Annotated in this window: 19 protein-coding genes and 1 pseudogene; 3 read left to right on the top strand and 17 right to left on the bottom strand. The window is 55.4% G+C overall.

The genetic code is table 11. The features are described from left to right. Position 1 precedes the first annotated feature (1 nt). The 8 genes from AC5O5I_RS22145 to AC5O5I_RS22110 form a co-directional block, all read right to left on the bottom strand. Positions 2 to 871: an aldose 1-epimerase gene (locus tag AC5O5I_RS22145; protein WP_172226795.1), complete on the bottom strand. Its 870-nt coding sequence runs from the start codon at positions 869 to 871 to the stop codon at positions 2 to 4. A gap of 19 nt (positions 872 to 890) precedes the next feature. Next, on the bottom strand, positions 891 to 1,814 hold the full coding sequence (locus AC5O5I_RS22140; protein ID WP_494511575.1) for an EamA family transporter: 924 nt from the start codon (positions 1,812 to 1,814) through the stop codon (positions 891 to 893). Between the two features lie 156 nt (positions 1,815 to 1,970). Further along, positions 1,971 to 3,251 carry a TRAP transporter large permease gene (locus AC5O5I_RS22135; RefSeq protein ID WP_172229324.1) on the bottom strand — a complete coding sequence of 427 codons (1,281 nt, stop codon included), beginning with the start codon at positions 3,249 to 3,251 and terminating at the stop codon, positions 1,971 to 1,973. Continuing rightward, complete coding sequence (locus tag AC5O5I_RS22130) at positions 3,252 to 3,782, bottom strand: TRAP transporter small permease (protein WP_172229322.1); 531 nt, start codon at positions 3,780 to 3,782, stop codon at positions 3,252 to 3,254. Between the two features lie 65 nt (positions 3,783 to 3,847). Then, positions 3,848 to 4,819 carry a TRAP transporter substrate-binding protein gene (locus tag AC5O5I_RS22125; protein ID WP_172229320.1) on the bottom strand — a complete coding sequence of 324 codons (972 nt, stop codon included), beginning with the start codon at positions 4,817 to 4,819 and terminating at the stop codon, positions 3,848 to 3,850. A gap of 63 nt (positions 4,820 to 4,882) precedes the next feature. Then, entirely contained in the window at positions 4,883 to 5,764 is an 882-nt protein-coding gene (locus AC5O5I_RS22120) for a glucurono-1,5-lactonase (protein WP_494511574.1), read from the bottom strand. A gap of 24 nt (positions 5,765 to 5,788) precedes the next feature. Continuing rightward, positions 5,789 to 6,595: an NAD-dependent epimerase/dehydratase family protein gene (locus tag AC5O5I_RS22115; protein ID WP_172229316.1), complete on the bottom strand. Its 807-nt coding sequence runs from the start codon at positions 6,593 to 6,595 to the stop codon at positions 5,789 to 5,791. Between the two features lie 224 nt (positions 6,596 to 6,819). Then, positions 6,820 to 8,058 (bottom strand): OprD family porin, encoded by a 1,239-nt coding sequence (locus tag AC5O5I_RS22110; protein WP_494511573.1) that lies wholly within the window; start codon positions 8,056 to 8,058, stop codon positions 6,820 to 6,822. A 663-nt stretch (positions 8,059 to 8,721) separates the two neighbouring features. Between AC5O5I_RS22110 and AC5O5I_RS22105 the strand changes: the two genes are divergently transcribed. Further along, positions 8,722 to 8,961 carry a type II toxin-antitoxin system RelB/DinJ family antitoxin gene (locus tag AC5O5I_RS22105; RefSeq protein WP_028700126.1) on the top strand — a complete coding sequence of 80 codons (240 nt, stop codon included), beginning with the start codon at positions 8,722 to 8,724 and terminating at the stop codon, positions 8,959 to 8,961. Next, positions 8,951 to 9,238 (top strand): type II toxin-antitoxin system RelE family toxin, encoded by a 288-nt coding sequence (locus tag AC5O5I_RS22100; RefSeq protein ID WP_494511572.1) that lies wholly within the window; start codon positions 8,951 to 8,953, stop codon positions 9,236 to 9,238. The genes AC5O5I_RS22105 and AC5O5I_RS22100 overlap by 11 nt, the downstream gene beginning before the upstream one ends. Before the next feature lie 624 nt (positions 9,239 to 9,862). Here AC5O5I_RS22100 and AC5O5I_RS22095 read toward each other — a convergent pair. The 4 genes from AC5O5I_RS22095 to AC5O5I_RS22080 form a co-directional block, all read right to left on the bottom strand. After that, positions 9,863 to 12,142 (bottom strand): hypothetical protein, encoded by a 2,280-nt coding sequence (locus AC5O5I_RS22095; RefSeq protein WP_494511571.1) that lies wholly within the window; start codon positions 12,140 to 12,142, stop codon positions 9,863 to 9,865. Further along, positions 12,129 to 13,070: a TniB family NTP-binding protein gene (locus tag AC5O5I_RS22090; protein WP_494511570.1), complete on the bottom strand. Its 942-nt coding sequence runs from the start codon at positions 13,068 to 13,070 to the stop codon at positions 12,129 to 12,131. The genes AC5O5I_RS22095 and AC5O5I_RS22090 overlap by 14 nt, the downstream gene beginning before the upstream one ends. Then, positions 13,063 to 14,988 carry a TnsB C-terminal domain-containing protein gene (locus AC5O5I_RS22085; protein WP_494511569.1) on the bottom strand — a complete coding sequence of 642 codons (1,926 nt, stop codon included), beginning with the start codon at positions 14,986 to 14,988 and terminating at the stop codon, positions 13,063 to 13,065. Before AC5O5I_RS22085 ends, AC5O5I_RS22090 begins: the two co-directional genes overlap by 8 nt. Before the next feature lie 105 nt (positions 14,989 to 15,093). After that, complete coding sequence (locus AC5O5I_RS22080) at positions 15,094 to 15,753, bottom strand: hypothetical protein (RefSeq protein ID WP_494511568.1); 660 nt, start codon at positions 15,751 to 15,753, stop codon at positions 15,094 to 15,096. Positions 15,754 to 16,005: 252 nt separating this feature from the next. On the opposite strand from AC5O5I_RS22080, the gene AC5O5I_RS22075 reads away from it, so the two are divergent. Next, complete coding sequence (locus AC5O5I_RS22075; RefSeq protein WP_494511567.1) at positions 16,006 to 16,920, top strand: hypothetical protein; 915 nt, start codon at positions 16,006 to 16,008, stop codon at positions 16,918 to 16,920. 19 nt (positions 16,921 to 16,939) lie between these two features. On the opposite strand, the gene AC5O5I_RS22070 is transcribed toward AC5O5I_RS22075, so the two are convergent. The 5 genes and pseudogenes from AC5O5I_RS22070 to AC5O5I_RS22050 all read right to left on the bottom strand — a co-directional run bounded on the left by AC5O5I_RS22070 (position 16,940) and on the right by AC5O5I_RS22050 (position 22,509). After that, positions 16,940 to 17,947 carry a DNA-binding protein gene (locus tag AC5O5I_RS22070; RefSeq protein WP_494511566.1) on the bottom strand — a complete coding sequence of 336 codons (1,008 nt, stop codon included), beginning with the start codon at positions 17,945 to 17,947 and terminating at the stop codon, positions 16,940 to 16,942. 207 nt (positions 17,948 to 18,154) lie between these two features. After that, complete coding sequence (locus tag AC5O5I_RS22065) at positions 18,155 to 18,457, bottom strand: Sir2 family NAD-dependent protein deacetylase (protein WP_494511565.1); 303 nt, start codon at positions 18,455 to 18,457, stop codon at positions 18,155 to 18,157. A gap of 259 nt (positions 18,458 to 18,716) precedes the next feature. Beyond that, complete coding sequence (locus AC5O5I_RS22060) at positions 18,717 to 19,559, bottom strand: HNH endonuclease (RefSeq protein WP_494511564.1); 843 nt, start codon at positions 19,557 to 19,559, stop codon at positions 18,717 to 18,719. Beyond that, positions 19,559 to 21,124 (bottom strand): AAA family ATPase, encoded by a 1,566-nt coding sequence (locus tag AC5O5I_RS22055; protein WP_494511563.1) that lies wholly within the window; start codon positions 21,122 to 21,124, stop codon positions 19,559 to 19,561. Before AC5O5I_RS22055 ends, AC5O5I_RS22060 begins: the two co-directional genes overlap by 1 nt. Positions 21,125 to 21,651: 527 nt before the next feature. After that, a pseudogene (locus tag AC5O5I_RS22050) lies at positions 21,652 to 22,509 on the bottom strand (IS5 family transposase). Between the last annotated feature and the right edge of the window lie 209 nt (positions 22,510 to 22,718).

Here is a 22,718-nt window from a genome sequence, read left to right as displayed (position 1 = left end):
GTTACAACGCTCGATATTGCATCCGGAACCCCAGGCTCATCGCTTCCCCTCGCTGCAACAACCGCAGCCCGGGCCGCCCCGGCAGGTGATGGGCATTGACCGGATGGCTAACCGGCTCGAAGCAGAAAAAGCCCTGTCCTTGCGGGCAGAACAGCAAAAAGTGTTCAGCCCCGCTGGCGCTGCATGCCAGCCGATAGCCTGCACTGGGTTGTTCGATCAAGCATTCTCCTGCCCAGCCACTGAAGGCATGATCAACCACGGTTTCGGGCAACCGGCCCATGGTCTGAAAACGCCACTGCTCGGGGATCTCGGCCTGGTACGACGGCAACCGCCCATCTTCGGCCAGCCATACCCTGCGCGCCGCTGCATAAAGCTTGGTATCGGGATATCGAGGGAAGTAGGGGTGCAGCCCCAACCCATACCAGGTGGCTGGCTCATCCAGGTGCGTCACGTGCAGGTCCAGGTTCAGGCAGCCCTCATGCAGGTGCACATCCAGTGTGGCGTGGTAGGCAAATGGCACCTTACTGTCCAGCGTCAGGCGTGCACGCCGTTCACTGTGGTGCTCCACCTGCCATGCCTGCTGCCAGGCACTGCCATGAATGGGGTAGGGGTCATGCCCGGTGTTCGGCGTCAAGGCCTGCCACCCCTCGGGGCGGGCAAAACCACCTTCGGCAATACGGTTGGACCACGGCGCCAGCGGATAACAGCCCAGGCGTCGTGGCGTACCGCTGGCCAGTGCGGCCGGGTCGGAATGGCGCAGCAGCGCCTGCCCGGTCGCACTCACTTCCCAGTTCACCAGGCTGGCGCCCAGCTCCGGGGCCAGGCTCAGGCGGGTCAGGCGGTCCTGCAGGTGCAGTTCGGTCACAGCCATTCAAGGCTCCTTTGAAAAGTCAGCTGGCCCGGCGGTAGGTAAGCAGCACGATGCCGCACACCACCACGGCGCCGCCGAGTAGTTGCAGGGGGCTCAGTTGCTGGTCGAGCAAAGCCCAGCCCAGCAGCAGGGTGGCGATAGGTTCGACGTTCATCACCGGTGCGTTCTGCGCCATGTTCAGCCGTGGCACGCAGACGAACAGCAAGGTGAAGGCCAGGCCATACAGCACCACCAGGCAGGCCAGCGCCAGCCAGCCGCTGCTGCTGCCCGGCAGTGACAGACCGGACGGCATCACCCCGCTGAAGCCGGCTACCAGCATGCTGGAGAACACGATCAGCAATGTCAGCAGGCTGCGCACTGGCCCGCGCACACCGGCCAGTTTGTGGTCGGTGATCCACAACGCGCAGGCGAAGGCGCAGGCGGCGCCGAAGGCCAGGCTGACGCCCAGCGCCCAGTGCGGGTTGGCTGCGCCGCTGTCGGCCAGGCGCGCCGGCACATCCAGCGCCAGTACCAGGCCACACAGGATCAGCCCCATGAACAGCACGGTGCGGCCGGTCGGGCGGGCGCCGCCCAGTGCCCAGGTCAGCAGGGCCAACAGCATCGGGAAGGTGTTGCCCACCAGCAGCGCCAAGGCCACCGGAATGCGCGCTACTGCCGAGTACAGGCACAGGCTCTGGGTGGCGATCAACAGGCCCAGTACCAACTGCCAGTGGCGGGTACCGGCGGGCAGGCCCAGTGCCTGGCGCTGCCATAGCAGGAGGCAGGCCAGCACCAGCAAGGTGATGCCCGAGCGGCAGAGGATTGCCAGCAACACCCCGGTACCGTCATCGAAGGCGATGCGTGCGGCGATGTGGTTGCCGGCGAATGAGCAGGCCAGCAGCGCCAGCAGGGCGATTGCCAGTTTGCGCGGGAACAGGGTTGCAGCAGAGGAGGGGACAGCCATGTGCAGGATCCATTTGCAGGTTTCGCGTAGGGGGCTGCTTTGCAGCCCATCGCCGGCGAGCCAGCTCCCACAGAGACTGCGCAGGGCTGGACGGCTGCCCAATTCCTGTGGGAGCTGGCTCGCCGGCGATGGGCCGCAAAGCGGCCCCGCTTTCAGTTACAACACCACGCTAGGCAGCCATAGCGAAATGGCCGGAATGTAGGTCACCGCGATCAGTACCAGGAACAGCGCCAGGTAGAACGGCAGCAGTGCCTTCACGGTCGATTCGATGCTCACCTTGCCAACGGCCGAGCCGACGAACAGCACCGCCCCCACCGGCGGTGTAATCAAGCCTATCCCCAGGTTCACCAGCATGATCATGCCGAACTGCACCGGGTCCACCCCGATACCGGTAACCACCGGCAGCAGGATCGGCGTGAGGATCAGGATCAGCGGTGCCATGTCCATCACCGTACCCAGCAGCAACAGCATGAAGTTGATGCACATCAGGATTACGTAGCGGTTGTCCGACAGTGTCAGGAACGCCGTGGTGATCTTCGACGGGATCTGCATCAGGGTCATCACGTAGCCAAAGCTGGCGGCAAAGCCGATCAGGATCATCACGATCGAGATGGTCCGCACCGTGCGGTGCATCAGCTTGGGCAGGTCGCGCCACTTGTAGTCGCGGTAGACGAACATGGTCACGAAGAACGACCACACCACGGCCACTGCCGCCGATTCGGTGGCCGTGAATACGCCCGACAGAATGCCGCCAAGGATGATGACCATGGCCATCAGGCCCCATAGCGCCTCGCCGGCGATCTTCAGCGCCTGGCGCAGGGGGATCACTTCGCCCTTGGGGTAGTTGCGCTTCCGGGCGAACAACAGGCACAGGCCCATCATCACCCCACTCAGCAGCAAGCCTGGCATCACCCCGGCCATGAACAGCGAGGCGATCGACACCGTGCCGCCCGCCGCCAGCGAATACAGTACCGAGTTGTGGCTTGGCGGGGTCAGCAATGCCTGCACCGAGCCACTGACGGTCACGGCGGTGGAGAACTCTCGGGGGTAGCCTTTGCGCTCCATCTCCGGGATCAGCACCGAACCCACCGACGCGGTGTCGGCCACCGACGAGCCGGAAATCGCACCGAAAAAGGTCGAGGCCATGATGTTGACCAGCGACAGCCCGCCGCGCACGAAGCCCACCAGCACCCCGGCAAACGCCACCAGGCGCCGTGACATGCCGCCTTCGGCCATGATCGCGCCGGCCAGCACGAAGAACGGAATGGCCAGCAGCGAGAACTTGTTAACCCCACTGGCCACCTGGATCATCATCGCCTGCAGCGGAATGTCGATCCACCAGGCGCCGATCAGTGCCGACAGGCCCAGGGCATAGGCCACCGGCATGCCGAGCAGGATGAGGGCGACGAAACTGCCCAACAGAATGAACGCATCCATTTATGCCGCTCCTTCGCTTTCTTCTTCGAGTTGGTCGAAGCGCACCACCTTGCGCTGGCTCTGGTCGCCCAGCAGCAGTTTCTCCAGCACAAAGACCAGGGTCAGCACACCACCGATCGGGATCGGCGCATAGGTCATGCCCACCCGCACGCCCGGCAGCGATGCCAGAAACTGATTCCAGGTGGTGATGCACAGCTTGGTGCCGTACCAGGTCATGAACACGCACACCAGAATCATCAGCACTTGCACCAGCAGCGCGGCCAGCTGCTGCGGCAGCGGAGGCAGGCGGTCGGTGATCATCGCCACCGCCATGTGCGCCCCGGCCCGATAGCTGGCGGCGGCGCCGACGAAGGTGAACACCACCATCAGCAGGATGGCCACCGGCTCTGGCCAGCTGGCGCCAGTGCCGAGCACGTAGCGGGCGAAGATGCCCCAGGGGATGATCAGCGACATGGCCAGGATCGACAGGCCGGCGATCCAGATGCAGCCGCGGTAGAGCGTGTCGTTCGCACGCAGGAAAAGGTTTTTCATGGGCATCACCAAAGCGGCAGGGCGGCGGGCGCCGCACTGCCGAGGTCGTTCGGGAAGGGACCGGGTTACTGGACGGCGTCGATGCGCTTCATCAGGTCGGCGTACGGCGCGCCGTATTTTTCACGTACCGAGGCGGTGGCGTCGTAGAACGGCTTCTTGTCGACGCTGATGAATTCCACGCCGGCGGCCTTGAGCTTCTCTTCGCTGGCGGCGGACTTGGCGTCCCACAGTGCGCGTTCTTCCATCTGTGCTTCACGGGCCACTTTTTTCACCAGCACCTGCTGCTCGGGGCTCAGCTTGTTCCACGTGGTCTTGGACATTACCACCGGCTCCGGCAGGATCAGGTGACCGGTCAGGGTGTAGTACTTGGCACTCTGGAAGTGGTTGTGCTCGAGCAGCGTCGGCGGGTTGTTCTCGGCGCCATCGATCACGCCGGTCTGCAGCGCGCTGAAGATCTCCCCGGTGTCCATGGCGATGCCGTTGCCGCCCATGGCGTTCATCATGTCGATGAACAGCGGGTTGCCCTGCACGCGAATCTTCATGCCCTTGAGGTCTTCAAGGCTGCGCACTGGCTTCTTGGTGTAGATGCTGCGCGAGCCACCGTCCATCCAGGCCAGGGCGACCAGGTTGAAATCGGAGTTGGTGATCTTGTCGAGGATCTCCTGGCCGATCTCACCGTCGATGATCTTGCGCATGTGTTCGTGGTCGCGGAATACGAACGGCATGTTGAACACGTTCACATCCGGCACCACCGGGCCGACGATCCCCAGGCTGACGCGGGTCATCTGCACGGCACCGATCTGCGCCTGTTCGATCACTTCCTTTTCCGAGCCCAGCACGCCACCGGCGAACATCTTGAAAGTAATGTCGCCATTGCTGGCCTGTTCGAGTTTTTTGCCCATGTTCTGTTCGGCAACCACCGTCGGGTAGCCGGCCGGGTGGATTTCGGCGAACTTGATGTCCAGTGCCGAGACGGGCATGGACAGGCTGAGGGCGAAGGGGAGTGCGGCAAGAAGCAGCTTGCGTTTGAACGTCATGATGAAACTCCGTGGTTTTTATTATCCGGTTTCGGGCGTGCAAGTGTTGGTGTGGCAAAGGGCTCAGCCCCGGTAGGCAGGTTCCTCGACACCCTTGGTGCCAGGGTTGAGGGCAAATACCCCGCCAGCCAGGGGCTGGTTACTGAGGTCGGAGCCCGCGGGGCGGATCGAGGTGACGTACAGGGTGTCCAGGTTGGCGCCGCCAAAGGCACACATCGCAGGCTTTTTCACCGGCACGTCGAGTGAGCGGTCAAGCCGACCTTCGGGGGTAAAGCGATGGACCTGCCCGGCATCGTTGCCGCAGATCCAGTAGCAGCCATCCTGGTCGATGGCGGCGCCATCGGGCCGGCCGGGGTAACCGCGCATGTCGACGAACAGCCGTTTGTCGTGCGGCGTGCCGCTGTCGATGTCGTAGTCGAACACCCAGACCTTCTGCACGTTGGGGTGCGAGTCGGACAGGTACATGCGTTTGCCATCGGGGCTGAAGGCCAGGCCGTTAGGCACGATCATGCCATCCAGCTGCAGATGCAGCTGGCCTTCGCCATCATGCCGGTACAGCGCGCCAACGTGGGCGCCCTGCGGCATGTCCATGAGCATGCTGCCGGCCCAGAAGCGGCCTTGGCGGTCACAGCGTCCATCGTTGAAGCGCATGCCAGCCTGGGCATGCTGCACGCTGCTGAGCAGGTGGCTGTCGAGGCTGCCGTCAGCCTTGGCCTGCAGCTGGAATATGCCGCTTTCCATACCGGCCACCCAGCCTTCGCCGCTGCGGGCGATACAGGCGAGCATCTCGTCAGCCTGCCAGACCTGGTGCATGCCATCGGCCGCCTGCCAACGGTGCAGTTGGCGTGCGGGAATATCGACCCAGTACAGGGCCTGTTCGCTTGGGTGCCACACGGGGCTTTCGCCGGTGCCGTTGCGGGCGTCGACGATCAGTTCGCAGTTCATGGCCGTGCCTCCTGGCGCAGTGGGTCAGTTGAACGGGCCGGCCACGGCGAAAGCGCCGCCCTGATAGACCATGCTCGGGTCATCGGCGGCAGGCGCCGGCTGGGCTTCCACGGCGGCGCGGAAGGCTTCCGAGCTGTCCTTGGGCGCGTAGCCCAGGTGCGCGGCATGGCGGTTGTCCCACCACACGGTGCGGTTGTCGGAAGCGCCGTAGACCACGGTGTGGCCAACGTCCGGCGTAGACAGGCCTCGCTCGATCAGCTGCAGCAGGTCGTCATAGCTCAGCCAGGTGCAGAGCATGCGCGGGTTCTGCGGTTGCGGGAACGACGAGCCGATGCGGATGCTGACGGTCTCGATGCCGTAACGGTCGAAGTAGAAACTGGCAACATCCTCGCCATAGCACTTGGACAGCCCGTAGTAGCTGTCGGGGCGGCGCGGGGAGTGGGCGTCTATGCGCTCGTCCTGGCGGTAGAAGCCGATGGTGTGGTTGGAGCTGGCGAAGATGATGCGCTTTACGCCATGTTTGCGCGCCGCCTCATAGATGTGGAATACGCCACAGATGTTGGGGCCGAGGATGTCTTCGAAGGAATGCTCGGTGGATACGCCACCGAAGTGGATGATGGCATCAACGCCTTCGACCAGGGCATGCACTGCAGCCTTGTCGGCCAGGTCGCAAGTGACGACCTCTTCATGCGGCCCGGCAGCGGGCGCCATGGGGCTGATATCGGAAAGGCGCAGGACCTCGGCGTAGCCTTGCAGGCGATCGCGAAGGACCTTGCCCAGGCCGCCTGCAGCTCCGGTGAGCAGCAGGCGATTGAGGGGGGTAGTGGTCATGGCCGGCTCTTGTTGTTGATTGTTGTAGGTTGTCGTATGACTTTTGTGATTATTGGCGGTGGTTCCGGTGGTTGTCAATGAGGCTTGTGTGGCTTTTGCCGGCCTCTTCGCGGGTAAACCCGCTCCCACAGTAGATAGATGCTCTTCTGACCTACGCGATCCCTGTGGGAGCGGGTTCACCCGCGAACACCGGCGAAGCCGGTGCCATATCCCGTAGCCTTTGATTAGAGCAACGACAACGGGTAGTTGAAAATCAACCGGTTCTCATCAAACTCGTTATTGCTGTAATCCCGGCGAATCGACGAGTTGCGCCACTTCACGCTCAAATCCTTGAACGCCCCGCTCTGGATCACATAGGCAAGCTCGGTCTCGCGCACCCATTCCTTGCCATCGGTCACCACCCCGCTGTGGACATCCTGGCCGCTGATATAGCGGTTCATCAGCGTCAAACCCGGCACCCCCACAGTGACGAAGTTGAAGTCATGCCGCACCTGCCACGAACGCTCGTTGGCGTTGTCGAAGCTGGAGTTGTAGCTGTCGTTGGCCAGGGTCCCGCCACTGGTGCCATTGACCCGCATCCAGGTATCGCCATCGACCTTCTGCAACCCCACCCAGAAGGTGTTGCCACCGTACTTGGCCGAGAACATTCCCGAGTAGGTCTTGTTATCCAGTTCGCCTGCGCGCCTGGAACCGTCATCATCGCCATGGAAGTAGCCCAGGTTGGCGCCCAGGGTCCAGTCGCCCAGCGGCTGGCTGTGGCTCAGTTGCAGGTACTGCTGCTGGTAAACGTCCTTCAGCACAGCGTTCCACAGCCCGACCAGGGTGCGGTCCTGGTTGAACTTGTACTCGCCGCCGACGAAGTTGAAGCGGTCCGACACCCCGCCGCCGTAGCTCATGTCTTCCATGCTGGCGTCATTGCGCGGGCTGTTGCCGCGGAACTGGCCGCCGTACAGGGTCAGGCCGGCAATCTCGTTGGAGGTGACCTGCCCGCCGCGGAACGTCTGCGGCAGCGAGCGCCCGTCGTCCGAGCGCAGGATCGGCAGCACCGGCATCCACTCGCCGATCTTCAGTTCGGTCTTGGAAATCCGCGCCTTGCCTGCTACCGCCAGGCGCCCATAGTCATCCGCCGGCCGGCCATCGTCATGACGCGGGAGCAGCGCCGTGCCATAGGTGCCGCCACCGCCGTCGAGCTTCACCGACCACAGCCCCAGCACATCCACGCCGAACCCGATCGGGCCCTCGGTGAATCCCGAACGGGCATCGAGGATGAAGCTTTGCGTCCACTCCTCGGCTTTGCTTTGCGGGTTGGCGGGGTTGGTGAAATTACGGTTGATGTAGAAGTTGCGCAGCCCGAGCGTGGCCTTGCTGTCCTCGACAAAACCCGCCGCCAGGCTAGTGCCTGGCAGGCCGGCAATGACCCCGGCGCCGAGCAGGGCGAAGGGAAGGGTTTGGCAGATTTTCATTATTGTTGTGCTCCCGAAGGGTGTAGCAGCCCGTCCACCGGGCACGCGCAAGCGGCCTGCGGCAGGGGCGAGTAGATTACGGGCCGGTCAGGGCCTGGGGTGACTGCGTACTAGCCGGCGGCTAGGTACCGGTGGATGTACGTGAGCTGGCTGCGGGAAAAGAGGTGTGCAACAGGCGTGGATGGAGCGGGATGAGTGTCGACATGATTTCGTCCACTGATTGTTGTTTTTGTTATGCGTTGTCGTACAACTGTGGGCGATTATTAGCAAGGAGGCGGTAGGCTGTCAATCCGTAATGAGCCAGTGATCAAGGCTGCGATAACCGAAAAACCGGGCGCGCGTGCTCTACAATGCCGCGTACAAAGACATACGATGACCTGGTCCACTCCCAGGCCTTCGATGGCGCTCGGCCTTTGGTACGAGCGGGTTCGCGATTCCCTGTAGGAGCGGCCTTGTGTCGCGAAAGGGCCGCACAGCGGCCCCGGCAATATTACAGGTGCGGGGTCTTGCGGCCGCTGCACGACCCAAAGCAGCTCCTAAGGTGATTGCGCTAGCGGCTCATAAGTGAATGGACTGTGGCACTGCCAGCAAACAATCCGCCATTGCAGAATCACCAAGATCAGTGCATTGTAATGACATTCGTCATTACATGAGGGCCAGGTTATGGCTTCCATCAACATCCGCGTCGACGATGATCTCAAAGCCCGCGCCTACAAAGAGCTCGAGCGCCTCGGCGTAACCCCCTCTGAACTCATGCGACAGGCTCTGCAATATGTAGCTGAGCGGGGCAAGTTACCCTTCCGGCCGGTCCTCATGACCGAAGAAGATGAAGACCTCATTGCCACTGTGCAGGAGCGACTGGCTTCGCCGCAGCGCGTGAGGGTGCAGCTGGATGACCTATAGCCTCGACTTCGATTCCCGTGCATTGAAAGAGTGGAAGAAACTGGGCGATACCGTGCGTCAGCAGTTCAAGAAGAAACTGGCAGAGGTTCTGCTGAATCCTCGGGTTGAAGCCAATCGTCTTCACTCGCTACCAGACTGCTACAAGATAAAGCTGCGCAGCAGCCGGTATAGGCTGATCTATCAGGTCATTGACCAAGAGATCGTGGTTTTTGTCGTCGCTGTCGATCGCCGTGAAAGAGACCAAGCTTACAAAAAGGCCGCTGAGCGACTCGAGTAGGCCTCCAGGATATGGCAGTCCCAGGCTGCAGTCTCAAGGTAGACATCGCCAAAAAGCTAGAGCTCTGATTCTGTGGGAGCGGGCTTGCCCGCGAAGAACCCCATTCTGCCATTCCCGAGCCAATAAAAAGGCTGCCAATCGGCAGCCTTCTTGATGTTCAGCCCGCGTAGGTTTTCATCCTGTTTTAAACCACAATTCCTTGGCAGATTGGCTGAGGTGGATATAAATTCAGCTACATTGATTTTATTTTTCTAGATATTTGAAACAAGGAGCAATGGTTTCATTCGGGGCAGAACGGGCGATCGAGTGTAGAACAAGAAGAACTATTGGTTGAGCTTGGCAAGACTTGATGATGCCGGCTCTTAATTTTTAATCGAAATGTCAAAAAATGCCGAATAAGCTAGAGGGGGCCATTAATCAGCAATGAGAGAAGCTGAATGGCTGGCGCCGGGGAAATTGTAGTGGGTGGGTGACATTGATGAAGTGGAAAGACGAGCGGTAGCTCAGCATTGGCCTAAATTTGATTATGCACTTAGCCGTGAGTGCTCTGCTGTAAGCGGTTGGTTTTTCATCCAAGGCTTGGGGTAGACTAGTTATATGGCGGATATCTGGTTTCTGCTGATTCTACTTAAAATACCTATTCAAGAGGGCATGGATCTCTTTTCTTTTCAATAGTGGATGTTTAAAGCCATAGTCGGGTATCCAATAAAAATCCATTTTATTATGATTGGCTAAGAAATTAACATGGGTCGCAGAAAGTCCCAAGATTTTCGCTGCTTCCATTATGGTGCAGTATTCGCTCAGGAATGAGTTGATTTTTCTGGCGTCGCATTGGGTGAGGAATTGTTGATCATTAAACTTGATCGGGTGGACAAACCCCTTAGTTATGAAGCGTCTGCAAAATTGATACTGACTAAGGTTGTGTGACTCCAAAATTGCTTTGAGCGGGGTTAGGGTTGCTAGCTTTGTCCGCAGGGAGTCGATTTCGTCTAAGGAAACTTTCGTGTACGATCTATAGAGTGGAGCTCTAGCAGGCCGAATTTCATCGCGGGCAACGCGAATCAAGTCAGCTCGTTTGATATGCAAGAGATTTGCTGCTTCTTGCAAGCCCACTATTTTTTTTTGTGAGAGGCACATGCCAAAGGTTCCGCCTGTCGGATTCAGTAGGATTTTCAGGGCATCAGAAAAGTGTCTGCGGTCATAAACGGTAATCGAATGCCCATTGATCAATTTTCCGGTAATGGCATGCACATTATGCGCCTCAAGGATGATATGCAATTTATTGGCGGTGAGATTAAGCTCATTGCTAAGGATGCGAGGAGTGGTGTAGCGTTCATAGAATTTTTCTACGTCGTCTAGTAGAAAAATTCGAGTGTCAGTGTCTGAGCAACGAAGCAAGCCAATATCGCGGTAATAGATTACTGTATTTTTATGTGTTTTTAATATCGCGGCCGCTTGATCGAGAGTGCAGTTTGTTTTATCGCCCATGAAGCAGCGTCGAATTTTCTTATTTCTTCTTATTGAGTTACTTTTGTGCGGGATCGTATCGATCGAAAGAGATACCGCTGTCAGATCTGCGGAGTGAATCAGAAATGGATTACCTACCTTGTTGAAAATCGGCGTGACTGCCCCGCAACGGTTGATCGCAGCGAAAATTTCAAAACAAGATCTCTTATATTTTGCAGCAAGCGCTTGAGTGGTTATGTATGAAGTTTGGAAGGCATGCACATCTTCTTTTTTGAAGTAGGAGGCAGTGCGAATTGACGCAATTGGTGTCAATAGCTTCTGGCGTGATAAGTCCTTGCATTCTTGAGGGTTAAGGCCCAAGATCTTAGTAGTGTCGCTTAATGAATAACAGTTTGAATGTATTTGGGCTTCGAGGATGAATTGATGGGCCTTGGTGCTTGTTTTAAAATTATTAATTGCAATGCTTATGGGCGCGATATCAGCACCGTCATACCTGGCTTTATCATATGCCGGCTGTGCTTTTAGGAACTGTTTCCAAAGGCGGCTGTCAATCCCAAGCAGAAGTCTTAGTCCATTACCGAAGATTGGCCGTGGTCGAGCTGTTTTACTAGCGGTCATGCTTTTATGAGGGAGCCCATTAAGTAGGCTAAAAAACTTTGGGTATTGTTTCTTTAGTTTTAAGCTAAGTATCTCTGCCTGCGTTGAGTCCATCGAATCCCAGATGTGGGGGAGTAGTTTCCAAAGTCTTTCAGAGTCGTCAAATACTAAGGCGGTGGCGGCATCGAAAATCAGGTGGCTCGCCCGGTTGATTTTTTGTTTAGGGATGCCAAGCATGAGCATTGCTGAGAAGAATGAGTCAAGCTTTACCTGGTCTTGCTGCTTAAGTAAGGTGAGCAATCGCTCTTCGGGAAGGCAGTCATCTTTCGAACATGTCGGAGACTCCCAATTAACACCGCAGATACAGTTTTTACGGCCCAGGTGGCTCAATCTAAGAGGGCGCTTGCATTTTGGGCAGGCATTAAGCAGTTTTCGTTGATGTATGGGGCAATAGCTGCATAGGCACAGGTCATTTATATAGTGGAAGTGGTCAGCCATTTGGCACTCACTGCAAACAGGGTAAAAGGAAGCTCGCAGCAGGCGTCTACCAATTTTCAGTTTCCCAATTTGAAACCTTCCGTCAGGCTCATCTGGGTTTGCTAGAGAGTAGAACCCGTCGTGAATGCGCTTTTGTAATGCGGGACCTACTTGAGCGTGCATCATTGATTCGTAACGGCTGCCTTGAACCAGTGAGTTTCCATGCACTGGATAACTGTAACCATGAAAACATGAAGTTAATTTGGAGACACGGCTGTATCCGTTCATCAGCGCTAGCCGCCGGATAATGCTGGAAGGGCTTTCGTCAACGAAAGGCAATGGTATGTAGTTAAATGTTTTCATTGTGCACGTGCAGTTTTTCATAAGCCGATGGCAACTCCAGATCGAAAGGAGCCGAGCTCATGCGGAGCTTCAAGTCAATCAACCGGCACGCTTGATTGAAATCATTCAATTCTAAGGACAGTCGTTGATGAGCGAGCATGTTCTGAATGGCGCCATGAATGATCAGTCTGATGTACTCCAAGCTACCTGATGTTGCGACATACAGGCGGACGGCTATGTCCGAATCGGTGAGGTGAGCCCCTGAGCGAAGAAGCCCCCGGGTATAGAGTTGCTCGTCTAGGCTGCTGAGTAAAACCATGTAGTCCGACCCACTGTCCTCACTGAAAGCCGGATATTGTAACTCTATGATAAATGGAAAACGTCGGGCGAGGGCAGGGCGTTGATTCAACAAAAACTTGCACTCTGGCGTTCCCGCGAGTACGAAGGGCGTCATGGTTTCATTCATCATGGTAATGAGCCAATCAATCACGGTGCCACGCGCTTTATCGGCTTCGGGCCTTGCAAGATGGTGGAACTCATCCAATTCACACACTTCGACTAGGCAGGTTTTCAACAATGCCATGATGCGGTAACTCAGTTCCACGGTATCGCCCCTGGTATCAGAGCAGCCCAGTTCACGCACCAGCGTCTTGGCGAAAGATTTGACCGTAACAGGTGACGGTACGCTGCAATAAAAGGCTGGGCGAACCGTGGTGACACCGTTCGCTTCAATCAGTTCGTGTGGAGCGCCAAACGAATCCCGGAATAACTTGAGCAGCGTGGATTTACCGCTACCTGACGGTCCTACCACCATCGCGGACGTCGGGATACTCCGCTGTCGAGCGGTCTCAACACTTTTTTGCAGCATGGTGTAGGCATGCAGATACGATGGGAACAAGACGAGTTGTTGAGAGTAGTCGCGCAACCATTGGGTGTCGGTGTTAATCATGGCGCACCTGCACTGTAGTGGTGGACGTGAGTGGAATGCTTTCGAGCAGTGCAATAGCTGCAAGAGGAGCGGGATTTGAGAACTTGGCTTGCTCCAGAGGTGGAGAGCTGGGTGGAATGTTAACTGTTTCCTCAACCGCTGATTTCTGACTTTCCGCCAAGCGCGCCAAGCGTTTTTGTGCGGATTTGCCTTTGTCGCTGCGCAGCGCGAGGATATATTTGACCCTGCGCTCACGGGCAGACTTAAAGTCGAAACTCTTCCGTTCACTGCGTAGTTGCTTGAGCACCACACGGTGCAACTGCAACGTCAGCCCGTTTTGGTAGTCCGGGTCGACGGCTTCGAGTTGAAACAGGTCTTCAGGCTTGTCAGGGTGGCAGATCCACACAGAGCCCAGATCACTGATGTCATAGAACACAGTGAGCCTGACCCTCTTTGGTCGGCGCGTCGCCAGCGCGGGAACTGCCGGCCCAGTCCATTGAAGATTGGAAAATCCAATGCGTCCGTTGACCGGCAATGCCGTTGTTTTGCTCCAAAACAAGCGTTGAACATCCTCGGCACCGTACCTCTTGGGCGGGAAATCGCCGTCAATCAACTTGTTCCAGGTATTCAGAGGAGAATCATTGAGCGACCGATGGAGATCCTGATGGTAGGTATCCAGAAATTTGGCAAACTTCTCCTTCAGTTCGGCGATGGTGTAGGTGGCATTTTTTTCTGAGTCATAATCTCCCCGTTCGTCAGGGCTCGAAAAAGTGGTTCCGCTGAGGTGATGGGCGAAGCGGATGTTGTGAGTTTTGAACCAGCGCTCAACGAACGGCTTCTGATCGGGAGTGTAAGGTTCGCAATAAACGACCTTGGAACCGAGCAAATGCATGATGTAGCCAATTTTTTTTCCTGCAAACTCGCTACCGTTGTCCATCACGTAAGTAGTGGCTAAGCCCGTGAACGTACCCTCTGGGCTGAGTGAGCTTTTAAGTGCACGCAGGGTTTTCTCGATGCAGGGTGGGTTGATTGATATGTCCCACCCAATAATCACGCGTGAACGGACTTCAAGCAGGACCGTGAGCCAGGCTCGGCCGATGACGGTCCCGCGATCGTTCACGATCAGGACATCAATCATCTGAGTATCGCACTCAACTCGATCCAGCAAGTGAGTAGGTTGTTGGCTTTTCCTGCTAAACTTCTGTTTATTGACCGCGCGCCGCCGACCCAGTTGGGCCAAGTCTTTTTCGTACGTGTCATATTGCTGAATGATCCGCCAGATGGTCGAATTGCTGGGGACATTCAATTGGTCGGTAACGGGTCGCTTGCTGTTCAGATCCTCGAGACTGCATTGGATTACGTCGGTAACTTCCACAATGCTGTGTGGAAGTTCGATGAAATACAGTTCTCGCACCCAATGATCAATGATTTCTGCGACCACGTTGGGTTGACGATCAAGCAGTCGCCGCTGACGCCGCAGAGGTGAGCGGATCAATGCCAATGGACTGCCGCCAGACTGCCGATAGAGCATCATCCAACGGTACATCGAACCATAACAGGGAGGGTGCAGGTCACCGAGCTGTTCCGCAGTTTCCCGGATTAGCGATATGGTCGCTGGACGCGGCAGCTGTCCACCGAGCTTGGCTTCAGCCGAACGAACATAGTAGAGTCGTTTGTCGAGATCACGTCGTTGCTCGTCGGTAAGGTCGGCGATAATCCGCTGCACGTTATGCTCCAGAGGGGCATCTTGCATGCGGAATAGATTGCCGCGTTCGAATGCGTGACGCAGGCGGTCCAAGGTGTGAATCGCTATATGAGTGCGCCTTGCAAGACTGCGCAGCTGCGCTCGCTTGTCATCTACCGCTATAACGACATACACCTCAGTATAAAGGCGCCACTGCTCGCCAACCTGCATATTGAAAGCTTTGTGAGTGTTCATGATCTGCTCTCTCTAAACCGGCAAAAATTGAGCGGAGGTGGAGAGGTGATCCGCATGTCCGGAGCATCTTGGATAAGTTAAATAAATGGTGAGGTTTATTGGTTGTTAATCAAGCCATACCATGGTGTTGCTTGTGAGCGGCTTGCATAAATCGCAAACGATGGCTCTGTAGAATAATGCGTGCGCAATCTCCCTTGCCTCATGTACGCTGCATAGTAACTGCTGCAGCGGAATTGCTCCTTTCTTTTGGGCCAGATATCGTCGGACCGCTATGTCCGACCGGGCGGTGCTGCTGTAGCCCCGGTGATACAGATAATCCAGATTGATGGTCCGAATCGGATGGTAGAAGTGGCGCATTGGCAGGCATTCTAGAAGGCAGTCGTACTCAGCGAGCCATTCTGTAATTTGCAGCAACCTAGACTTGGTTCTGAAGCATTCAAAGCTTTCATCATTTTTTACTTCAATCAACTGCTGTGCACCACTGAGATAGGTGACCTCGAAGTCGGGAGTATAACGACACTTTGAACATTTGAAGTTCAGTGTGTAAGGATGAATTTGATAGCGGGCAACGTCGGGCCGCCGTTCCAATTCTAAGCAAAACGCTGCTTCAAGCAATGACTCACACATAAGCGGATCTCCATTTTTCTTTGAAGGAAAAATGGTGACGCGGCTCCCGTGCCGACCATGGCGCGGCAGACGGCTAGGGCTAAGGTCGGCCACGGCACCTAGGCGAACCTTGATATCTACATAATTGACAGAAGGCATCTCAGCCTCCTTTACGATAGAGTCTCCAAATCCCAACGATTACTAACGCTGCGTTTGGAGAGCGTTGGGACGTCCCGACGGTGCTTCCTATGGACTTCATTATGGGATGTAATAGGGATATTGAGTACGGGTCAAAATACGGCGCTCAATGGCTTCCTGCAGAGACCGCGCAAAGCTCTACCCTGCGGGTTTTCCGAAATCTGCATTCCGCGCAAAGTGCGCCGCATTCCGAACGTATTGGAGGTGTACACTATGTCCACCCTCAAACTAGGCCCAGTGAGCTGTCTGTATCGCAGCAAGACATTATTTCATGCAGCGGCACAATCCATGGGCTGCCCTCCCACCCCATGCAGCATGGCCAAATGTTGGCGCATGATTCGCCCATGGACCGATAGTTTTTCGCTATGGAAGCGTCTACGGTGCGGAACGGAGTTAAATAAAAATAACCAAGCTGCGTTGTTTGAGCATTTTCCGACACTACGCACGCTGTATGACAATCCGCTGTGGATGGCAATTTCTCATCCCGAGTGGGTGAACGAATGGGATGAGCTGGCAGCATCCATTCGGATCGGCGGAAAGCCGTTGGATGCGTATAACGGTAAGTTAACTCGACTCCTGTATGGCCGCGTGGATTGGCCTTGCCTGGGTGTCCACTTAGTGCTGTTGCAGACGCAGGGCACCCGCTTTATGTTTCATCGGATGTGGCTGGAGAAGAATCTTTTGGCCATGGCGGGGCTCAGCTGCATCCAGCGACCGATTAGAAATATTCGTAATGAGTTCCAAGATTTTCTCTTTCGCATATTTGTCGGCACAGAGCCTGCATCGCACAACGGCTGGCAATACTGGCGCTCGTGCTGGGCTTTTGACGAAAAGCTCTTTGAATTTCTGCAGGAGAGGCAGTGGCTACATGGCGATGATCAACAACTCGCGCTACTCATCTGGAACTTCCGTCAACAGCTTCTGCGCGAGTTGGATGTTGGTCCTCAAAAGCCTATGGGAGAGATAGGGTGTGGATTGCCCCATTCCTTGCGCAAAAAATGGTGCCGCGAACGTTCGCAATGGATGGATCATCCTATCCACTTAAACGGTGTTTGCTGCGAATTCTCCCACCAGCATGCATCGACTGCTGTTTCTCGCGATAATCAAGCGACTTCGCTGACAACGTAGCCGCCGATGCGCTGTTCAATCATGGAGTGGAGTTATCAGAGTCTGAGGTTAAACGGAGGGGAACGGTCTCGCTTGGCAGACGGGCCAAAAGTTGATGAACCAGATGCAATTGTTGCGCGAGGTCGCGAAGATTCCGACGGTCCTGGCGACGATCGAGCAAATACCGGTGTGCGCGTTCACGTAAGCTGGTCGCTTCAAGCTGCAGCAACTGCTCCCGTTGTCGCAATTGACTGAGGACCGTGTTCAGCTGTTCGTGGCTTGCTTGAAGCTGCTGGACCTGTTTCTGTGCGGATTGCAGGGTCAGGCGCTGAGTATGATTTTCAGCGCATTGGCGTTCTAAATCTCGGTACAACTGTGTCAGGTCTTCCTGTTTTCTCATCAGCTGCTCCTGCAGACGCCGCTGCTCATGCTGTAGCTGCTGTACCTGTGCATCATGGCTTCGGATGTCAGTCTCCCGCTGTTGGCGGACATGCTCACGGTAATGCACCAACGAATCGCGACCCTGCTGATACTTTTCTTCCAGCGACTGAAGCTGTTTGGCGCGATCGCTCACGATTTGTTGAAGATGGGATTCGGCGGCGAGCAGTCGCTGCCGTTCACCTTCCAATTGCTGCAAGCGCGACGTCAGGGTGAGCTCCCGCTCGCGGGCTTCGAGACGTTCATCGAGCAGCAATTGATGATTTTTTTTCAACTCTTCATGGCGGGCGTTGTCGATCTGGCGTTGCTGCTCGTAAGCCAGTTTCTGCCGCTCAAGGCGCGCCCGGTCGGCGCTGACTGCTGTTTGCGCATCTGCCGCCAGGCGCTGTACCAGACCTTCCATGTAGGTCTGCACTTCCTCGCTCAACGTCACCGCAGGCGGTCGCGGCTCTTCACTCGCTAGCTCGCGCAAATAGCGGTTGATCGTAGTTTTCGAACCCGTGTCGCCCAGTTCAACCCGCACTGCGTCAATGCTCGGCGCTTCACCCCGGGCGAGGAGGGCGTCTCGAGCAGTCTGCACCAGCGCTTTGTTGATTCCGCTACGGGCCATGGCGTTGATCCGATAAGGTGGTTCTAACACAGTATGGTGCAAACCGAATGCGCTGCTTCGCGCTCAGCCGCGCGGGCAGCACCTGTCCGGACTGGTCATCTAGCATCAGTTCCTCAGGATTATTCATGCTAACGTCGATCGGGTTGATGTGGCTAATCAAGGCGCCTGCTGCCAGGGCCAAGTCGGGTAGGCCGGCCGCCGGCATGATCACGCCGGAGGTGCCGATGTAGCAGCAGGGACCAATGTTGTATTGCCTGCGCAGCTGCCTTGTAGGCTCCCTTCGGCAGGTCCTCCCCAAACCACACGACACCTGACGCGGTCGGCAGTTACAGCGTGACCAACGCGACGGCTCAACCTATTCGCCCTGCTGGGATACGGTCTGCTCAACCGGCTTAGGACGGCGGCGCGATGGCAGGCAACACACTTTGGCGGCATCTGGCTGACATGCAGGTGCACGAGGCCTTTGCTGCCGAGACGCTTACGCAGGTCATCCATGTTTGGTGTGATCACGGTGCCCCGGTGTCCTCTCAGATCCACACCAGCGCCAGGCTCCTAGGCTCTGTACGAAATGTCTTGTGGGAGCGGGCTTGCCCCGCGATGGAGTGCGAAGCGCTCCTGTTCTCGAGATCAAATAGTGCCAAAGACGCCGCAAATTCAGGCTTTACTGCCGCGTTGCGGCAGATCGCTGGACAAGCCCGCTCCCACAACGATGGATGACCATACTTTTCGTACAGAGCCTAGGAAGAAAAATGACGCAACTCATCTGATGTCAATGAGGAATTTCGTAAAAACCCCCATTGACAAACCATTCGTTAAGCGAAAGAGTTTTGTAGGTTATATATTGCCAACTATTAACTTTAACGCTATACCGCTGTGCCTCCTCCATCAAAAAACTCCTAACAGCGGAGACACCACGAGCCACATGCAGGCCAACGAGGTAATCCCGAGTTAATGTTAAATCGTGGGCCGCATTTGTAGTGTAACTGTGGCCTAAATTTACCACATTGAAATGCCTTGCAACTCTTCGCTTCAGCGTCTCATCCCAATTCGCAGGAGGGGATGGAAAAAATTGCAGCGCAGGAACTACTTGTTCATTTAGTACAGCAGAAATCCATTGCTCCCTTGTGAAGTCGTCATAATAGGGATGAAATGTTTGCTCAGCAGCAGAACTAGGAAATTTGGCTTTTTTAGCATTATTGCAGAAATCACAAGCAGGTACCAAATTGCTTGGAACAATTGCCAAGTCAGGATATTTAGACTTGGGCAGATGATGATCTAGCACCGTCACTGTCCCAATACTGCATAGTGGACAAGTGGAAGAAGCGCTCCTCAACAAGTTGTAGTACTTCCTGGCACTACCACGAGTCGCGCTCAAGTGGGTTGTATAAAGAGAGTCAAGCTCCGCCTTCGTTACTGAACCCACCGACAGAACCCGTTCAAATAAATACAGGTCCTGAGCTATGCCTCTTGCATCGTACGTCGACGCCGTTGCAGCTAATGAAGCCTCAATACTACGGAGTCTACCTGCCAATTCGGCATCACTAGTACCTTCTATGCAGGCACTCATTACCTGAGAAAAATTGAAAAGTGGCTTCGGCAAGATTTTCATCATTAAATACTCGGAGGAGGTATTAAGCTGAGCGCTCTTGCTAACGCCCTACCTTCGGCACCAATTGCACCACCAAATTCAGTGATGACCTGTTCATACGTACGCCCAATCGCCCTCTCGGCAATTAGTTTATGATAGCCAGTTTGAGTTAGCTCCAAGCTAAATACTTCTCTGGTCAAAGTACCTACGTTTTCACCAAACGTATTAATCTGAGGCCGCTCAGCGGTGACTTCATGACCTGAGCGGGAGAGTTTCCACACACAGGACGCCGGAACTTCCTGTAGAACCACGGGCGAATGCGTAGCGATTATCGCTACGCCGTTTCGATTCACTAATAAATCAGAAAGCGCTCGCACAAGAGCAGATAGCAACGGTGGATGCAAATGGCATTCTGGCTCATCAATCAGAACTAACGACTTCTCTTCAACCAACTCCACAAGTCGTGTAACGGCCAAAAGCACAATGGCGTGACCTGAGCTTAATTTCCTGAACATTCGAATAGCTTGATCCTCTACGTGCACGGGATCAATTTCGGACAGACAAGAGACATTGATTTCAGCAAATAGCGGATCTGACTCTAAAGTATCAAGTGCTTTTTTCCACCGATCTCGGCGAACACCCTCCAAGCAAATCAAAACGCTTCGTGCAAACTCACTGGCAAGTTCATAGGCGCCCTTTACACGGGGTTCAGCTAATGGGGGTAACCCTGGTGGCGATAAAGGCAAATTTTCTCTAGTAATCAATCCAATATAGCTGTAGCGGACATCTCCGGCCGATACTCCACCCAGCGGCCCCTTGGAATCAAACGCGCTGAAGGAAACCGCAACCAGCCCAGCAAAGCCCAGTTGTCGAGCGCTGCTGACAAATGGATTGCTAGGGAAAGCAGAGCTTCGAAGAACCCCAACTGCTTGCGAGCCATCCTCGGCGGGCATCCCGAGAAATGAACGTGCAAGCAAGTCGAAACACCTACTCTTTCCGACCCCGTTCCGCCCGATAATCACATGGGCATTGGTAGAAGGAAGTGTTCCTGGCATGACCTCAAACTTAAGAAGAGGTGGTGGTGTCACAGCTTGGGGGTCCTTCGGAAACTCATATTCAAAACTATACGGCGTCAACAGGCTTCTCGCATGAGCCAACTGCCTAAATCGATCCTTTACTCGGGATATAAGGATATCCCTTAGCAGTGAATCATTCAAAACCAATTCCTGCTCGTGCTGAATGTAAATATTTTCATCAAATGCAAAATCACGCATGGCGCGCAAATATTTAACTCGCACACTATCCCCAAGAGAAATAAGGGTTTCGTAATAATTCTCATCCTGGCCGATTGAAAAATATTCCGAGCTTAAAGCTTCGAACGCCTGCGGCAACTTCGTGGTTCCGTCCTGCTCATTCATCCCGCGCCTAGCCACTTTTACATAGCCCAAACTCACCGACTCGCGAGCACCCAAGATTATAGTAACCTTAAACATTGTCTGCCACTTGAACCAATCATTCCATGAATCTGGAACTAGCACACAGTAAGGCTCCCCTCCAAACAAAGCCGGGCTTTCAGTATAAAATTTCAAAGCAAGCACTCCTTAGAATTTCCATTCACATTCAACTAAGCCCTAATACGCACGGACTATTAAAATCCAAGATCCCTAAAGTCCATAAAGCACACCAGTTTCAGACAAAAGTCTCGGATCAACTACCATGCCGTTCCTTTTAACCAGCCACTTAATAGCCAGCATTAGGCTATCATCTCTATCCTTTCTCTAGCAAGCAAGGCATACGTAAATTTGACGTTACCGGCCGACACCTTGTTCACACTTTGTTGCACGCTAATTATAGACACTTTCCTTACGTGAGGTGCTGATATTAATTGCTTAAGGTAGTAATGCAGCGGCGAGTTACTCAACGTCATAGAGCTTTTATGGCCACACATCTCAAACGCACCCTCATTAGTTCGCCACATCACATGCACAAGATGCCTATGAAAATATTGATTACACTCACAGCTTATAGACCCTGCCGTTGCGAGGTCACAATACTCTTCGCTTTATAGATCCGCTCCCTAGCCATTTTCGGTTGGGCCAGCGGTACGATTCTTATTCTAGGCTCTGTACGAAAAGAGATGTCGCAAACACCGCATGGAGCAGGCCAGTGAGACCATCGCGGCATAACTTTTCGCGAGCTCGTCGAAGCGCGTCACGATCCTGCGGTTCTCTTTCAGTCAGCCAAACATGCGCTCGATGATGTTGCGCTGTGGGTATTTGGGCCGGTCAAACAGTCTTGGTAATCCAGGCTTGGGCTTGCGCTTCATCGAGCGCAACGGGATGATGGGCTGCATTCGATATTGGTCGCAGTAGCGGCGTAGCGCTTCGGCGTCGTAGCCCTTGTCGGCGAGCAGCCATTTGCAGCGCTTACGCGGGCGGCCACGTTGGTTCGATGGAATGCTGACCTCGTCCAATAGTGCTTGTGCGTAGCTGATGCCACTGGCTTGACCGCCAGAGAGGAGAAAGCGCAGCGGTGTTCCGTTGGCGTCGCAGAGCATGTGGATTTTGGTAGTCAGGCCGCCGCGACTGCGGTCTAGAGCATGATCGGCAGGCTCGTCAGGTCCCCTTGTTTCCCGGCGCCAGATGAGGCTCGGGTTGCGCGTACTGCGGTTGAGTCGATCATCCAGGTTTGCAGATCGATCAAGCCTTGCTCATTCAATTTCAGGTGCAGCCGTTTGAGCATCTGCTCGAACGTCCCCTGGTTTCGCCAGCCCCGAAACCGTTGATACACCGTTGACCATGGGCCGAAGCGCTCAGACATATCTCGCCATGCAGCACCCGAGCAGAGCACCCACAGCACGCCATCGAGCATCAGGCGGTCGCATTGTCGGGGGCCGGCCTCGGCCATGGGTTTCGATGAAGAGATCGGAGACCACATCCCAGGCCTCGTCCGTGAGTTCGTAGCGCCTTGCCATCACAGAGTTCCTTTCCGTTAATGGCGCGTGACTCTACAAAATCTCAGCGTTGGAGGAGCGATGATTAGGTTTCTCGGGATTTCGTACAGAGAGCGTTATTGACGTTTTCAGGTAAATGCGGGGTACGGTCGGCTCGCCGCGCTCTAGTTCTGGCGAGTGGTCCAAAGTAAAAAGCCCGCCGAAAATCGGCGGGCTTATCAATTGTCTCC

The sequence above is a fragment of the Pseudomonas sp. 9_2_1 genome (assembly GCF_059295275.1).
Note: the sequence above shows the minus strand (reverse complement) of the source record. Positions and strands in the feature narration are given on the sequence as shown.

What these genes read in the sequence shown, in the direction of transcription:
- AC5O5I_RS22095 (WP_494511571.1), bottom strand. Translation starts at nt 12,142, where the DNA reads ATGAAAACATTTAACTACATACCATTGCCTTTCGTTGACGAAAGCCCT.
- AC5O5I_RS22090 (WP_494511570.1), bottom strand. Translation starts at nt 13,070, where the DNA reads ATGATTAACACCGACACCCAATGGTTGCGCGACTACTCTCAACAACTC.
- AC5O5I_RS22145 (WP_172226795.1), bottom strand. Translation starts at nt 871, where the DNA reads ATGGCTGTGACCGAACTGCACCTGCAGGACCGCCTGACCCGCCTGAGC.
- AC5O5I_RS22115 (WP_172229316.1), bottom strand. Translation starts at nt 6,595, where the DNA reads ATGACCACTACCCCCCTCAATCGCCTGCTGCTCACCGGAGCTGCAGGC.
- AC5O5I_RS22080 (WP_494511568.1), bottom strand. Translation starts at nt 15,753, where the DNA reads ATGCCTTCTGTCAATTATGTAGATATCAAGGTTCGCCTAGGTGCCGTG.
- AC5O5I_RS22120 (WP_494511574.1), bottom strand. Translation starts at nt 5,764, where the DNA reads ATGAACTGCGAACTGATCGTCGACGCCCGCAACGGCACCGGCGAAAGC.
- AC5O5I_RS22105 (WP_028700126.1), top strand. Translation starts at nt 8,722, where the DNA reads ATGGCTTCCATCAACATCCGCGTCGACGATGATCTCAAAGCCCGCGCC.
- AC5O5I_RS22125 (WP_172229320.1), bottom strand. Translation starts at nt 4,819, where the DNA reads ATGACGTTCAAACGCAAGCTGCTTCTTGCCGCACTCCCCTTCGCCCTC.
- AC5O5I_RS22140 (WP_494511575.1), bottom strand. Translation starts at nt 1,814, where the DNA reads ATGGCTGTCCCCTCCTCTGCTGCAACCCTGTTCCCGCGCAAACTGGCA.
- AC5O5I_RS22110 (WP_494511573.1), bottom strand. Translation starts at nt 8,058, where the DNA reads ATGAAAATCTGCCAAACCCTTCCCTTCGCCCTGCTCGGCGCCGGGGTC.
- AC5O5I_RS22130 (WP_172229322.1), bottom strand. Translation starts at nt 3,782, where the DNA reads ATGAAAAACCTTTTCCTGCGTGCGAACGACACGCTCTACCGCGGCTGC.
- AC5O5I_RS22070 (WP_494511566.1), bottom strand. Translation starts at nt 17,947, where the DNA reads ATGGCCCGTAGCGGAATCAACAAAGCGCTGGTGCAGACTGCTCGAGAC.
- AC5O5I_RS22060 (WP_494511564.1), bottom strand. Translation starts at nt 19,559, where the DNA reads ATGATGAAAATCTTGCCGAAGCCACTTTTCAATTTTTCTCAGGTAATG.
- AC5O5I_RS22075 (WP_494511567.1), top strand. Translation starts at nt 16,006, where the DNA reads ATGTCCACCCTCAAACTAGGCCCAGTGAGCTGTCTGTATCGCAGCAAG.
- AC5O5I_RS22100 (WP_494511572.1), top strand. Translation starts at nt 8,951, where the DNA reads ATGACCTATAGCCTCGACTTCGATTCCCGTGCATTGAAAGAGTGGAAG.
- AC5O5I_RS22085 (WP_494511569.1), bottom strand. Translation starts at nt 14,988, where the DNA reads ATGAACACTCACAAAGCTTTCAATATGCAGGTTGGCGAGCAGTGGCGC.
- AC5O5I_RS22135 (WP_172229324.1), bottom strand. Translation starts at nt 3,251, where the DNA reads ATGGATGCGTTCATTCTGTTGGGCAGTTTCGTCGCCCTCATCCTGCTC.